The following is a 14,911-nucleotide window of genomic DNA, read 5'->3' as shown; positions in this document are numbered from 1 at the left end:
ATCGAAGAGGGGGATAGGGGAGGGTGCGCGAACCGCGCGGTCAGGCCGAGAAGATGCGCTTGACCTTCGCGTAGGGATACGCGCCGTCGTAATCACCGGGCACGGGCAGGTAATGCCTCTCCTGGGTGATGCCGACCTCGGACGTGTAGTAGCCGGTGATCACGAGCTGGCGGAACGGCTCGAAGAACGCCGGCGCGCCGGGCAGGGCACCCTTCATCGAGAGCGTCAGCAGCGCATCCTGCTGCGCCGCCGAGGCCTTGAGCGCAGGCTTGCCGTAATCGGCGATACTGCGGGCATCGATCGCGGCGAGGCCGTCGAGGATCGTCGCTCGGTCGTCATTGACCGCCCAGTCGCCAAGCATATGCTCGATATATTCGGGCACCCCCGCCGCGATCGCGCCGGGCGTGTCGGTGGTCGGCAGCACGCGCTCGCTGAGCGCGGCGACCAGCGCGCGTTGCGCCGGCGTGAAGACCACGGCGGGTGCGCCGGTGTTGATGGCGGGATTTGGCTGATAGCCGACGGCGCGGGCGAGCGGCGCGAACAGGTTCGTCCCGAAGACTCCCACCAGACCGACGAGCGCAGCCCTGCGGTCGATCATCATGCGTCACCCCGGCCGGTCAGGGGGACCGCGCGGGCGAATGCCGGCTCGCGTCCAGTTAACGTTAACACTCTGCCATGCGATGCTGTGTCGAACTGATGACCAATGGTCATTCGCCTCTCCTAGCCATTTTGTTTTTATGGCGGGAGTTAGTCATGCGTTCGCCCGATAGTCAATGCGGATGACATGCGGACCGGTCGTCGGGGGTGCTCGATCCTGCCGCTACGGGGCGCTATGCGGAAAGGCACGAGCGGGCAGTTGAAAGCGAGACTGCGCTGCTATGGTTGCGTTCCCGCCGGCTAGATGAGCCTGTGGACCGAGCGTGCGCTCGGTCCAGGGAGCGGTAAGGGCTTGGCCGAATGTGCCGTACGTCGGGACGTAGCGGCACACATACGGCGAGCGGATCAGAACCGGACGGTCGCGCCCACCGACAGGTTACGGCCCAGGGAGTCATAGCGCTGCGGGATCGTGTTCGTGCGGGCGAGCGCGACGTTGTACGAGTCCGGCACGATCGGCGCGCTGCGATCGAGCAGATTGTTCGCGATCAACCGCAGCGAGAATGCCTTGTTGACCGCGAAGTTAAGCGCCAGATCGAAATAATTCTGCGGCGCGACCCGGAAATAGCCCGTCCGCGCGCGCTCCGGCGTGCCGCCGATCGCGGGATCGCCCGAATTGTCGGCGTTGGTCAGCGACCCGACATAGCGCCAGTTGGCCGAGGCGCTGAACACCTTGCTCATCGTGGTGTAGGTTGCACGCAGGCCATGCGACCACTTCGGGATCAACTGGCCGCAACCATTGCCATAATAGCCCGCACAATTGCGCGACGGCTGCACCGGCGAATCCTGGCCACCGGCAAAGGTCGTCAGCGAGCCGTTGAAATTCCAGTCGATCTTGCCGAGCTTGTCGAGGTTGAGCGTGTATTGCGTCTGGAAATCATAGCCGCGCGCGATCGACGTGTAGAAGTTGGTCGTGCCCTGGCGAATGAAGCCCGTTGTCGGGTTGCTGGCCGCCGACGAATACAACGTACCCGTGCCCGGGTTGCGCACGATCCCCTGGCAGAAGAACGCATCGCCGTTCGAACGCTGGCAGCCATCGGTGTAATAGCTGAAATCGTTGTACCCGAGCGAGTTGTTGATCTTGATCCGGTAGCGATCGACCGAGAAGAACAGCCCCGGCACGAAGCGCGGCTTGATGATCAGGCCATAGGTCTGGGTGTAGGCGGTTTCGGGATCGGCGGTGAACCCGCCCGAGCGCACGGTGCACCCGGTTGCGCCGGTAGAGGCGTCACCCGGGCAAAGCAGCGTCGGGCTGCCGTACAGAGCGTCCGACAGGCCCGTCGCGCGGCAGACATCGCGCGATGCGACCGGCGACCCGTACGTCACGCCGCCATTGGGGTTGCTGGTAACCGTCGGTGCGCAGAAATCGTTGAACGTGCCCGATCCGCCGCGCGCGAACTCGACATTGGTCGCCTGGCGGATTTCCACCACCGTCGGTGCGCGCTGTGCCTTGTTGAACGAGGCGCGGAACGTCAGGTCGCGGATCGGGGCGTAGATGCCCTCGACCTTCCAGGTGTTGAAGGTGCTGGGGTTGCTGCTGTATTTCGACAGGCGGTAGCCGCCGTTGACTTGCAGTTGCTCGACGAACGGCTCGTGCTGAACGAGCGGTGCCTGGACCTCGATATTGCCTTCCCAGACATCCTGGCTGAGGAAGTTGTCGGTCCCGCCAAGGCCGGCGCGATACACGCTGTCCGCCCGCGATTTGAGCGTATCCTTGCGATATTCCGCACCCAGTGCGACCGCCAAACCCTGCTCGGCGAACGGCGACGTGATGCCGTACTTGCCGAGGTCGCCGGTCACGTTGGCCTGGACGTCGTACAGCGTGCCGACGGTGACCGCAGTGCCCTGATTATAGAGATAGTCGATCAGCGCCGGATCGCTGTTGCCCGCGCTGAAGGCGTCGAAGGGAACGCACGCCGCGTCGGCCGTCGCAGCGCAGGTCGGCGCAGCGCGGGTTCCGCCGACGTTGATCGCATTCTGCAACCGCGTCGGATCGACGAAGCTTGGCGAATAATCCTGATGGTTGCGCGCGTAAACGCCGCCGACGTCATACGTCCACGCATCGCCGACCTTGCCGCGCACGCCGCCGGTGAGGCGGACGCCAGTGTTGAGGTAAGCGTCGGGCTGGTCGTTGCCTTCGCCCAGACGATAGCGAAGATCGATCGGCGCGGTTGCCGCGGTTCCCGCGGCAGCACCGCAGATCGCGGTGGACTGGCTCGCGGACAGGAACGGATTGTTGCAATTCACCTGGACGTTGCCGCCAGCGATCGCCGGGTAATTGTTGTACGACTTGTCGCGGAACCAGATGCCCGATGCGTAGAGTTCCGCGTTGGGCGAGATGTCGAGGCTGGCGAAACCACCGGCGTTCACGCGCTCGGAGGGGCGCTGATAGGCATAATTGCTGAAATAGTTCGACGCGTTTCCGGCACCCGGTCCGAACGGAACGAAGGTCCGCGAGCCGTTGGGGTTGTTCACATATTGCGCGTTGGCGTTCGCGCCGCTGAGCGGCGTGACCAGCCCGCTGGTCGAGCTGCTCGGCGTCAGCCCGCACGACAAGGGCGCGTTCAGGCTGGTCTGCGTCAGATAGCAGCCCGAGTTCGACCGATCCGACAGCAGGATTGCGTCGGTGTGCTTGTAATTGACGAACCCGTTGAGCCGCAGCGCGCCGTCGAAGAACTTCTTGCCCGCGGTAAGCGTCACGTCGGCGCGGCCACCGTCATTGCTCAGCCCGCGCTTGCTGCCGAAACCGGCGCCATTCGCCAGCGACGACACGACCGTGTCCTTGTTGTTGTGGTTGTAGAAATTGTAGTTGCCGTCGAGCTGGATCCCTTCGAAATCCTTTTTCAGGACGAAGTTGACGACACCCGCGACCGCGTCGGAGCCGTAGACCGACGAGGCGCCACCCGTCAGGACGTCGACCCGCTCGAGCAACGACGGCGGGATGATCCCGACGTCCTGGCCGTTCTGCGTGCCGATGCGCTTGCCGTCGATCAGCACCAGCGTGCGCTCGAATCCGAGGCTGCGCAGTTTGATCCGCTGGCGACCATCCGAATCGTTATAGGTCTGCTGGCTATCCGGCGCGACCTGCGGGAGCCGGTTGAGCACGTCCTCGACGTTGATCGCGGCCTGCGCCTTGATGTCCTGTGCGGTCACCGACGTGATCGGGGCGGCGGAGGTCGTGTTCGGGCGCTGGATCCGCGACCCCGTAACGACGATCGATGCATCCGCTTGCGGATCGGGTTCTGCTGCGACGGTCGCCGTGGTGGCGTCTGCCTCGGTCTTGGCCTGTTCGGGTGTTTCCTGCGCAGCGGCAGGTGCCGCATTCAACAGGAAAACGGCAGCCAATACAGCTTGCGACGCAACGTTCCGTACAATCATAGCAACCTCATCCAGATGGCGTGCGCTCACGCTCAGCAACATACCGGGCTGGTACCAGCAATATTGCGAACTGGAAATACCAAAACATTACCAAAATGTTGTAATGTAGGAACGGGCGTACGATGCTCAAGGCGGCATGCCCCGGAGGCACGTTTACACACTACGACCGCAAGATGCGCCGTGCGGATTTTGCGAAGCGCACCTCCACGGCAGTAACGCCTGCTTTGCAGCGTTTTCGGCCACCGAGTTGAGACGCGTCGGACTGCGACGGCAGCGGGACGGGCATTCTATCGTCGGCGCGCGGAAACCGGGAAGGGAGACGCCGACTGTACCGCGTTGGTTCTCTAAAGGTATGCCTGGAGCGAAACTGCCGGGGCGACTATTTCAGCTTTGGGCTATTCTTTAGTTTGCCCGGGCACCAAGCCTGACGGCGATTCGAGTGAAGCGTTAGAGCGACGGCGGCGGCTTAGTCGCAAACGAGCGCCTGCCTTGGACCGTCAGATCTGTTCGCTGGCGTGCGGAATGGAAAGATATTTCGGATCGAAGTCGCCCTGCCGCTTCAGGCCGGCCCAGTCATCGATCGAGACAGACCTCCGGTCGACGACCGCCAGTCCGATGTCGCGAATTTCCCTGACCATGCGATTCACGTGAACGGCAGTCAGCCCGAGGAAGTCCCCCAACTGGGATTGCGTCAGACCCAGGTTGAATTGCAGCCGGGGTTGATGGTCCGATACGCTCAACCGGTACGCCATCTCGCACAGCAGATGGGCAATCTTCTGACGGGCGGATAACCCGGCGACCCGGACGACGTGCTGGGCGATCAACAGCGTGTCAGAAACGCAATCGCGCCAGAAGGCCTGGGATATTGCCGCATGGAGATGGGCAAGGGCGAGCAAGTCCGCCTTGGAAACCAGTTCGACCGTGACGTCGGTCATCGCCTCGAGCCCGAACGACACGTCCTTCAGAACGGTGGTGCACAGGTCCGCCATGTCGCCCGGAAGGTGCATGGCAACGAAATTCCGGCGTCCGTCCCTCGCCTGGTGATAGCGACCGACCACCCCTGCAGAGATGATCGCAGCATAGTCGGACTGTTCGCCATATCGGCGCAGATCCCGGCCTGCGGGGATGACCGCTTCGCGCGTGTGGAGCCCCAGCAACGCGAGCTGTTCACCTTCCGTCAAATCGGAACGAACCAGTAATCGGTCGATAAAAGTGCGCAAGCCGCCCTCCCTTTGCCATCGTGCGGGAGGGTCCTCTACCCGGTGTTTGCGCGAAATAGAACCGACCGGTGCGGGCGGAACCTGGCATCACCCCGTTTGCGCGCACTCCTTTTGCTAGGCCGCCTTTGGCTGGGGTTCGAGCATGCGTGAGATGAAGGGGAGAGTTTCGGCAAGCGGGACGGGGCGGCTGTAAAAATACCCCTGCGCGCTGTCGCATTTTTCGGCGATCAGGATGTTCAACTGGTCGAGCGTCTCGACCCCTTCCGCGATCGACATGATCCCGAGGCTGCCGCACAATCCCGTCACCGCGCGAACGATGGCAAGGCTGTCGTTGTTGGTGCCGAGGTCGCGAACGAACGATTGGTCGATCTTGACGCGGTCGAACGGGAAATTGCGGATGTGGCTCAGCGACGAGTAGCCGGTGCCGAAATCATCGAGCGAGATAAGGACGCCTTGTTCTTTCAATCGCTGCAATTGCTCGATCACACTGGCCGTGTCCTCGAGCATGGCACCTTCGGTGATCTCGAGCTCGAGCCGCTTTGGATCAAGACCGCTTTCGGACAGGGCTTGCGAAACGATTGCGGGCAGGGTGCCCGACTTGAACTGGAGCGGGGACAGGTTCACCGCGATCTTGATGCTTTTTGGCCAAAGCGCAGCATCGCGGCACGATTGTTTCAGGACGAGTTCGCCGACGGCGCCGATGAGGCCGATTTCCTCGCACACCCCGATGAAGTCGCCCGGCGGAACGACCCCGCGTTCGGGATGATACCAGCGCGCGAGGGCTTCGAAGCCGATGACCGTATGCGTCGTGATGTCGACCTGTGGCTGGTAATGGACTTCGAATTGGTTGGACGACAACGCCTGGCGCAATTCGATCTCGAGTTGGCGTCGCCGGGTCGCGAAGACGTGCATGTCAGGGGTGTAGAAGCGATAGCTTCCGCGCCCTCCGCGCTTCGCACGGTAGAGCGCGAGGTCGGCGTCACGCAGCAACGTATCGGGATCGATCGTGTCGACCTCGACCAGCGCGATGCCGATGCTCGCGCCGATCTGGATATGATTGCCGGCGATCTCGAATGGCTGCGTCAGCGTGTCGATGATCCGCTGGCTCAGCTGCTCGACCATGTCGTCCGACGTCACGTGCTGCACGAGGATCGAGAATTCGTCACCCCCCAGCCGCGCGACGACATCATGCGGCCGCACGAGTTTGACGAGCCGCTCGGCCACCGCGACCAGCAAGGCATCGCCAACGGGATGGCCAAGCGTGTCGTTGACCAGCTTGAACCGGTCGAGGTCCAGGCCCAGCATGGCGCACCGGTCGCCGCGGCGCGCGTTACGCACCATCTCGGCTAGCCGTTCATGCAGAAGCGTTCGGTTGGGCAAGTTGGTCAAGGCATCGTGTCGCGCAAGATGCGCAATCTGCGCAGATGCGTTACGCGCTTCGGTCACATCGGCAACCGTGTCGAGAAAGCCGCCATCGGCCAGTCGCGTCCGTTCGATCGTGATGGTCCGGCCATCCGGCAGGCGTTGTTCGATCTTGGCACCGCCAACCGATGTAACATCACGATATTCGTTGATCAGCCGACAATGCTCGACAGCCGTTCCGAGCAACAGGCAGGGGCTGCGGCCCAGCACTTGATCCACCGTGTTGCCCGGCGGTGCGTCGTCGAGGCAGTAAATGTCGAGAAACCGCTGATTGGTCAGCACCAGCCGCCCAAAGACGTCGAACAGCGCAAGGCCCTGGTTCATGTTGTCCAGTGCAGCCTTGAAGCGCAGGTTTTGCAACGCGCTTTCCGACAGGGCCGCTTCCAGTTCCGTCGCCATCAACCGGTTGGCATGATCGGTGCGTCGGCGATCGACGTCGGTCTCGGTGTAGGTTTCGGACATCAGGGCTAACAGGCGATCGACGTCAATGCTTCCGTCCGGCATGCGGGCGCGGCGGGCCTGTCGTAGCGCGATCGGGTGCAGCCGGGGCGGTTCGATCGGGGGCCCGATTGTGGATACGACCGAGGTGGGGGGGCTCATACGCGCTCGCCGATCAACGTGATCGTCATCGTCTGGTTATGAAGGCACGGGACGCCGGTGACGTTCTGGGGTGCGATCTCGCCATAGGAATAGAAGCCCGCCAGAGCGATATCCGGATGCAGCGCTGCCGCAACCGCTGCAATCTCCTCCTCCGTACGCTGTCCCATGAGCAACCGGCGGCCGACACAGCTGATCGCCAGGCAGGCTGAGGGGGCGACGCCCCAAGTCGAGGCCTGGTGGAGCGCATGCTGCGCCGCGGTCGATGCCCCGTCGACCAGGTCGTCGAAGATGCCGCGCATCAGCCGTGCTTTCCATCCCTGGGGCATGTCTCCTGCAAAGGTCAGCGTGCCCCGGTCGCGGTCGATCGCGAGCAACGTCCGAACGACGCGGTCGTCGGGCTTTGCGGGATCCCAGATCTCGAGCGGATACAACAGTCCGGACGCCGGCAGGTCCGCCGCTTCGTCCCCCAGATAGCGCTCGTAGAGCGCGAGCGCCGGTTCATGATCGAGGCGGCACAATTCCGCGCCGTTCGCATCGCTGATCGTGCGTACCGGTCCGAACGGCTGCCATTCACCCGCGCTGCCATGGGCAAGGCGGACATGTTCCCCGTAAAAACCGATGGCAGCCACCGCGTTAGACAGACAGTCCCCGCCCGCCAGAATCCGCGTGTCGCCAAAGCGTGCTCCATCGCCCGCAAGCCCGCCGCTCAGCAAAACGGCGTCACCCGTCCCGCTCCGAATGCCGGCGACCAGCGCACTGCCGTTGACGTTCAACCCGTTGGACAACACGAATATCGCGGACAGGCTATCGTCGGCCAGGTCCATGCCGATGGCCGCGCCCGCTGCAAACGAACCATCCGCCGAAGGCAGCGGCTGGACCGCGAGGGCGAGTTTGGTTCGTTCAAACCCCATGCCGAGCAAGACGACGGCATCATCGTCCAGACCGTCGCCATCGACCATCGTTCCCGAACTGCAGCCGATCACGATTGCGTCGCCGCAGCTGGACATCAGCCGGTCTGTCAAGCCCCGGTCGGCCAGACGATCGGTCGGGCCGAAGACAACGACCAGATCGGGGATTGCCGGGAACGTCTCGGCGGGATCTTCTCCGTTAATACGCTTCGACCACATGACTCACGACCCCCAGAACGCGGTAGCCTCCGTCGTATCGGGATATTCGTTACGGCCGCTTTATTTGGCGATTACGGGCAAACCCCTAGTCCGAGCGTTTGTCGGGATAGTGCTGCTGGCATGGCAGGTGGTTGGCGGTACGACGTTTGCGATCAGACGCGCCGTTGTGATGACGCTACCGACACGCGGAAACATTTGGTCTTCCGCGTGCAGAAAAGCCAGCTAGGCTGAGGGCATAACGAAGTTCCTGGAGGGATGGCATGGCGATCAACCGTCGCGAGTTCGCGACCAGAACAGCAGCGACCGCGCTGTTAGCGCTACCCGCGGCTGGTCAGGCTGCCGCTGTGAAGGCCCCTTGGCATCAACGCATCAAGCGCGTTCTCCACATCAACTTCAATGAACTTGATCCGCTCGACATGGATGTGGAAGCTTATGCCGACGTGTTGGCGGCTGCGCAGGCACAAGTTACTTTCTTGAGCGTGACCGGTTCGGTGTCCTTCTATCCCTCTGCGGTCCCGGATTTCTACCCGGCGGCGGGCCTGAATGGCCGCGATCTCTTCGGAGAATGCGTCAGTGCGCTGCGCAAGCGCAACATCCGGGTCGTGGGGCGGTTCAGCCCCGACATCGTTCAGCTGAGGGCCGCGCAAAAGCACCCGGATTGGTTTCGGCGCGAACGCGACGGCACGATTGCCCGGCACGGCGCAGGCGGCGGCGTGCTGCCGCCCACTTACGGCGAGACATGCCAGTTCACGGCGTATTACGACCAGCAGATTCCCGCGATCATGCGCGAGCTGGTCACGCGATACGACGTCGATGGACTTTACACGAACGGCTGGCCGAACACCGAAGTTCGCAAATGCTGGTGTGCTGCCTGTCAGAAAGTCGCGGACGCCGACAGCACGGCCTATGTCGGTGCCTATCAGGCCCGCGCGATCAAGCTGTGGAACCTATACACCGGCATCGCCAAGACCGGCCGGAGCGACCGCTTCTACACCGGCAATATCACCGGTGGCCTGCGCGGCGGGGAACTCGATCTGACCTCGCTTACCAAGAACGCGGAAGTCCTGCTGTGCGATAACCAGAACCGCGGGGCCAACCTTCCGGTGTGGGATTCGGCACAGCAGGCGCGCATTGCCCGCGATGTCATGGGCCAGCGTACCGTCTTGAACCTGACCGGGGGATGGGCGCGCGGGAACAGCATCTGGTGGCGCAACGCGACCCAGAACCCTGCGGAGCTCCAGACCCGCATGGCGCAAACTGCAGCCGCTGGCGGGGCGATCCACTATCATTGGCTTGGCGCGCATCAGGGATTCAAGGAGGATCGCCGCTGGCAGGCGATCGGTCGCGAATACCTCGCCTGGCAGGCAAGAAACGACGCGCATTTCCATACAGTGCGATCTTTGCACAAGGTGGCGATGATCGTCTCCCCGCTGACGAACCGGGTCTATCCCAAACCCGATGGCAGCGAGGCAACGGATTCGGTTCAGGGACTGTATTCGATCCTGCTGGAAGCACGCATTCCGTTTGACGTTCTGACGGCCGAAAACCTGACGCGCGACAAGCTGGTGCAATACAGTGCCGTCCTCCTGCCCAACGTTGCGATCCTCACGGACGCGCAACTGGGGATGATCAGCGCCTTCGTCGAGAACGGGGGCTCGCTAATGTCGAGCTTCGAGACGGGGCTTTACGATACGAAAGGGATCATGCGACCCGATTTCGCGCTCGGCCCCTTGCTGCGGATGCGCCGGGTGGGCGACCGGGCCTCTTCCCATGAGCCGCTGCCGGGCAACACGGTGCCATATCCGCCGACCTTTGCCAGCTACCACCGGATCGAAGCGACCCACGCGATCCTCAAGGGTTTCGACGATACGAACTGGCTTGCGGGTCCGAACTGGACGATCCCGATCGAAGCGGGTGGGGACCCCATTCTGACGCTGATCGATCCGTGGCCGATCTACCCGACGGAGCAGACCTACAGTCGCGCAGACCGGACCAGCAAGCCCGCCATTGTCCTGCGCGAACGGGGTAAATCGCGTTTGGCGCACTTTGCGGGCGACGTAGAGGGCAGTTTCTGGCGCACCGGTGACAATGATCTTGCCACGCTTGTCGCAAATACGGTGCGGTGGATCATGCGGGACGACATCGGGCCGGTAGTGGATGGCGATGGATTGATCGAGGTTTTCGCGTGGCAAACCGAACCGGGCTACGCAGTTCACCTGCTGAATTACACGAACCCCAATGCGCTCGCGTACACGGTGCGCAAACATTACCCCCTGGGGCCGCAGACTGTCCGCATGACCTTGCCCACCGATACCAGGATCCGGCGTGCTCGCTTGCTGCGCTCCGATACCGATCTGGTGTTCAGACAGGACGGACGTAGGCTGAGCTTTACGGTCCCCGGGCTGATGGAATACGAAGTCGCAGCCTTCGAAATCTGACGCACTCAGGTCTCAAACACAGCGGGGTTTTGCCACAAGGTTGGAAAGCCTGATCACCCCGAATGCGCAATCGTCAGCCGCTTTGCGGCCGCTGCATCACTGCGTCCGAACGCCCCGGGAGTCCCCGATTTCCAGCCAGTAGCCGTCGGGATCCTGCACGTAGATTTGCCGGACGCCGTCAAAACGGTTCTGCATCGTGCTCGGCGTACCAGCGAGGTCGGTCCAGACAAGCTTGTGCCGGTCCAGCCATGCCGTGACCGTCGCGAGGTCGTTGACGTGGAGCGCGAGGTGTTCGTTCCGGTTTGACGGCTTGGGAGCGACGCGTCCGTCGAGGATGTGCAGTGCCAGCCCATTGCCGAGGTCGAGCCACCGGCGGTTCTTCAGGGGTGTGGGAATAATCCGCAGTCCGAACGCTTCGTGATAAAAGGCCGCACTGCGATCGATGTCCGTGGCCTGGATTGCAACGTGCTCGGCCTGCGCCGGCGCCGCGACCTCGGTCTGTTGGGCCGCGGCGAGGGTGAGCAGAACTGGGTATAGGATCATGGATGACTCGCTCCGCGACAGGGGATGCGCACGCTAGCCTATTCGCGGTTAACCGCCAGCGTTGCGATCGCAGATTGGTTGGCCTGCGCCGACAGGACCGCCCGAGCTTGCGAGGGCACTTGCGCTATTCTACGTCGTTCCGTCCCACCTGAAGGAACGCCTGGTGTCGCTGAAACTGCTGATTGCCGCCTTACTGTCCACCACGCTCGGCGCGACCGTAGCCACGGCGCAGGCACTGCCCCCGCCGGTCGCACAGCCAGGGGAGGGCGCAGACGACACCCGCCTCAAACGGCTTTTCTACGACAGCGATGAGGCGAGCCTGAAACGCAACCCGATCACGGCGATCTTTCGCGGCGACCTGCGCTATGCGGACCGGCTCGGCGACTATCTGACCGATGCGTATCTGGCGGGCGAACGCGCCGCGATCGAGGGCAATCTCGCTGCGCTCAAGACGATCGATCGGAACCGGCTGACCCCGATCGACCAGATCGCCTATGACGTGTTCAAGACCAGCAACGAGACCGATCTCGCCGGATACGCGCCCGGGATCCTCAAGGTCCAGCGCGTCCTGCCGATCGACCATTTCAACGGGTTCCAGACATTCTACCCGGACTTCGCCTCGGGAAAGGGCGCGGCACCGTTCAAGACGCTTGCGGACTACGAGAACAACCTCAAGCGCAACGCGCAATATGCCGCGGTGCTCGACCGCGCGATCGGCTTGTTTCGTCAGGGCATGGCGGACCGGATCGTCCATCCGAAGCTGATCGTCACCAACATGATTCAGGAGTTCGACAATCTCATCGCCGAAGGCGTCGAGGGGTCTACCTTCTACGCCCCGGTGAAGACCTTTCCCGGGACGATTGCCGCCGCCGACCAGGCGCGCCTGAAGGCGGCCTATGCGGCGCAGATCCGCGACGTCATCACGCCCGCGCATCAGCGGATGCGCGACTTCCTTGCGAAGACGTATCTGCCGGTCGCGCGCGACACGGTGGGGCTGTCCGCGCTGCCCGGCGGCGACGCCTATTACGCGTATCTGATCCGGCAGAATACGACGCTGCCGATGACTGCGGAGGAGGTGCACCAGCTTGGGCTGTCGGAGGTTGCGCGGGTCCTGAAGGGGATGGAAGCGCAGAAACAGGCGGTCGGCTTCACCGGGGATCTGCCCGCCTTCTTTACCTTTCTGCGCACCGACAAACAGTTCCAGCCGTGTTCGGTCGACCAGCTTCGCGACGGTTACAAGGCGATCGAAAAGCGCATCTACCAGCGCATTCCCGAGCAATTCTCGCTGACGCCAAAGACCGCGCTCGACATCCGTCCGGTCCCCGCGTTCAAGGAAAAGACCGAGGCGGGGGGCTCCTACAACGGCGGCACGCCCGACGGGTCGCGGCCGGGCGTGTTCTACTACAACAGCTACGACCTGCCTTCGCGCTACATGTGGGAGATGGAGACGCTGTTCCTCCACGAAGGCGTGCCGGGGCATCATTTCCAGATCAGCCTTGCGCAGGAAAACACCGCGCTGCCCGCCTTCATGCGGTTCGGCGGGAACACCGCTTATGTCGAGGGTTGGGCGCTCTATGCCGAGACCCTGTGGAAAGAACTTGGGGTGGAGAGCGATCCGTATCAGCGGATGGGCGGGCTGAACGACGAGATGCTGCGTGCGATGCGGCTGGTGGTCGACAGCGGCCTCCATGCCAAGGGTTGGACGCGCGATCAGGCGATCGATTACATGCTCGCCAATTCGCCGATGTCGCGCACCGATGCGACCGCCGAGGTCGAACGGTATATCGCAATTCCAGGTCAGGCGCTTGCCTACAAGATCGGGCAGCTGACGATCTCGCGGACCAAGGCGAAAGCGCAGGCGGCGCTGGGTGCGAAGTTCGACCCGCGCAATTTTCATGCGCAGGTGCTCGACACGGGATCGTTGCCGATGCCGGTCCTCGAACGCAAGATCGACGCCTGGATTGCCATCGGCGGGGGCCCCGCGAAATGATGCTGCGCCTGATCCCTTTGCTCGCTGTGGCAAGCCTGGTCGCAACGCCGATCGCGGCGCAGGACAAGAAGGAAACCTCGACCGTCGAGAAGAAGGTCGACGACGAGGTCAAGCTGCCGCCGCTGCCCGCCGACAAGACGGTGCGTCAGTCGGCGATGATCGGTGGTCGCCGCATCGCGTACGACGCTACCGTCGGCAAGATCTCCGTGCGGGACGACAAGGGTAAGGAAATCGGTCAGGTCGTCTACACCTCCTATGTCGCGGCCGGTTCGGGGAAGGGGGGTGCCGCACCCAATCGGCCGGTGACGTTCGCGTTCAACGGTGGTCCCGGCGCGTCGTCGGTGTTCCTGAACCTTGGCGCGGTAGGCCCCAAGCGGGTCCAGTTCGGCGCCCAGGGCAACGCACCGTCCGATGCGCCGATCACGACCGACAACCCCAACAGCTGGCTCGATTTTACCGATCTGGTGTTCATCGATCCCGTCGGCACGGGGTTCAGCCGCAGTCTGGTCGACGAAGAGAAAACCAAGAAGGCGTTCTACGCCAATGACCCCGACATCAAATATCTGTCCAAGGTGATCTACGACTGGCTCGTTACGGCGGGCCGGTTGCGGTCGCCGAAGTACGTGATGGGCGAGAGCTACGGCGGCTACCGCGCGCCGCGCATCGCCTATGAACTCCAGTCTCAGATCGGGGTCGGGGTCAACGGGATCGTGATGGTCTCGCCGTATCTCGACCCCGCGTCGGGCGACGGCGCGACGGCGCTGTCGCCGTTGCCGTGGATGATCGCCTTACCGTCGATGGCCGCCGCGCATCTCGAGCAACAGAAGCTATTGACGCCTGCGGCGATGGCCGACGTCGAAGCGTACACCCGCGGAGCATTCGCAACGGACCTGCTGCGCGGGCGGACCGATCCGCAGGCGGTGTCGCGGCTTGTGGCCAATGTCAGCCGGTTGACGGGGCTCGATCCGGGGCTGGTCCAGAAATTGGGCGGGCGGGTCGACTCCGCGACGTTCCTCCGTGAAATCCACCGTGCAGACGGGACCATCGGCAGCATCTACGATTCCAACGTGACCGCGTTCGATCCGTTTCCCTGGTCTGCCGCACGCCAGTCGAGCGATCCGATCCTTGACGCGCTGATCGCGCCGACGACCAGCGCGGTGGTCGATTTCATGACGCGCGAAGTGGGGTGGAAGACCGACGCCAGGTATCATGCGCTGTCGTACGAGGTGAATGCGGCATGGGACCGTGGCAAGCCGGACGACACGCCGGTCACCGACCTGCGCAAGGCGATCGCCAACGATCCCAGAATGGCCGTGATGATCGTGCACGGCTGGGACGATTTGTCCTGTCCGTTCTTCGCCTCGCGGCTGATCGTCGACCAACTGCCGAGTTTCGGTGCGGTGGAACGGGTAAAGCTCACCGTCTATCCCGGCGGCCACATGTTCTACAGCCGCGAAGACAGCGGCGCGGCCTTCAAACGCGATGCCCGCACGATCTATGGAGGCGGTGCCTTGCCAGCCAATTAGGCAATGGCACCGT

General features: G+C 63.1%; 9 protein-coding genes. 3 read left to right on the top strand and 6 right to left on the bottom strand.

Features of this window, described 5'->3' with window-relative positions:
• Positions 1-40: 40 nt before the first annotated feature.
• From ABIC17_RS13730 to ABIC17_RS13710, 5 genes are all read right to left on the bottom strand, one after another.
• Positions 41-601: a gluconate 2-dehydrogenase subunit 3 family protein gene (locus ABIC17_RS13730; protein WP_354282601.1), complete on the bottom strand. Its 561-nt coding sequence runs from the start codon at positions 599-601 to the stop codon at positions 41-43.
• Positions 602-1,002: 401 nt separating this feature from the next.
• A complete protein-coding gene (locus ABIC17_RS13725) occupies positions 1,003-3,999 on the bottom strand; it encodes a TonB-dependent receptor domain-containing protein (protein ID WP_354282599.1) in 2,997 nt (998 codons plus the stop codon).
• Positions 4,000-4,529: 530 nt separating this feature from the next.
• Entirely contained in the window at positions 4,530-5,252 is a 723-nt protein-coding gene (locus tag ABIC17_RS13720) for a Crp/Fnr family transcriptional regulator (RefSeq protein WP_354282598.1), read from the bottom strand.
• A gap of 114 nt (positions 5,253-5,366) precedes the next feature.
• On the bottom strand, positions 5,367-7,136 hold the full coding sequence (locus ABIC17_RS13715; protein ID WP_354282596.1) for a putative bifunctional diguanylate cyclase/phosphodiesterase: 1,770 nt from the start codon (positions 7,134-7,136) through the stop codon (positions 5,367-5,369).
• Positions 7,137-7,270: 134 nt separating this feature from the next.
• Positions 7,271-8,401: an FIST signal transduction protein gene (locus tag ABIC17_RS13710; protein WP_354282594.1), complete on the bottom strand. Its 1,131-nt coding sequence runs from the start codon at positions 8,399-8,401 to the stop codon at positions 7,271-7,273.
• A 260-nt stretch (positions 8,402-8,661) separates the two neighbouring features.
• On the opposite strand from ABIC17_RS13710, the gene ABIC17_RS13705 reads away from it, so the two are divergent.
• Positions 8,662-10,839, top strand: coding sequence for a beta-galactosidase trimerization domain-containing protein (locus tag ABIC17_RS13705; RefSeq protein WP_354282593.1), 2,178 nt, complete (start codon positions 8,662-8,664; stop codon positions 10,837-10,839).
• Positions 10,840-10,935: 96 nt separating this feature from the next.
• Here the strand turns inward: ABIC17_RS13705 and ABIC17_RS13700 are convergent, their stop codons facing one another.
• Positions 10,936-11,382, bottom strand: a complete 447-nt coding sequence (locus tag ABIC17_RS13700) for a VOC family protein (RefSeq protein WP_354282591.1) — start codon at positions 11,380-11,382, stop codon at positions 10,936-10,938.
• Positions 11,383-11,551: 169 nt separating this feature from the next.
• Here ABIC17_RS13700 and ABIC17_RS13695 point away from each other — a divergent pair, with 169 nt between their 5' ends.
• Together ABIC17_RS13695 and ABIC17_RS13690 are read left to right on the top strand one after the other, a co-directional pair.
• Positions 11,552-13,372, top strand: coding sequence for a DUF885 domain-containing protein (locus ABIC17_RS13695; RefSeq protein WP_354282837.1), 1,821 nt, complete (start codon positions 11,552-11,554; stop codon positions 13,370-13,372).
• Positions 13,372-14,898: a S10 family peptidase gene (locus ABIC17_RS13690; RefSeq protein ID WP_502958464.1), complete on the top strand. Its 1,527-nt coding sequence runs from the start codon at positions 13,372-13,374 to the stop codon at positions 14,896-14,898. The genes ABIC17_RS13695 and ABIC17_RS13690 overlap by 1 nt, the downstream gene beginning before the upstream one ends.
• Positions 14,899-14,911: the final 13 nt, after the last annotated feature.

It is taken from the genome of Sphingomonas sp. PvP056 (assembly GCF_040549155.1).
In the GTDB taxonomy this organism is placed as follows: Bacteria; Pseudomonadota; Alphaproteobacteria; order Sphingomonadales; family Sphingomonadaceae; genus Sphingomonas.
This window is presented reverse-complemented; position numbering and strand designations above follow the sequence as displayed.

Coding starts and splice junctions, on each gene's coding strand:
- ABIC17_RS13730 (WP_354282601.1), bottom strand. CDS start 601: ATGATGATCGACCGCAGGGCTGCGCTCGTCGGTCTGGTGGGAGTCTTC.
- ABIC17_RS13715 (WP_354282596.1), bottom strand. CDS start 7,136: ATGTCCGAAACCTACACCGAGACCGACGTCGATCGCCGACGCACCGAT.
- ABIC17_RS13710 (WP_354282594.1), bottom strand. CDS start 8,401: ATGTGGTCGAAGCGTATTAACGGAGAAGATCCCGCCGAGACGTTCCCG.
- ABIC17_RS13705 (WP_354282593.1), top strand. CDS start 8,662: ATGGCGATCAACCGTCGCGAGTTCGCGACCAGAACAGCAGCGACCGCG.
- ABIC17_RS13700 (WP_354282591.1), bottom strand. CDS start 11,382: ATGATCCTATACCCAGTTCTGCTCACCCTCGCCGCGGCCCAACAGACC.
- ABIC17_RS13690 (WP_502958464.1), top strand. CDS start 13,372: ATGCTGCGCCTGATCCCTTTGCTCGCTGTGGCAAGCCTGGTCGCAACG.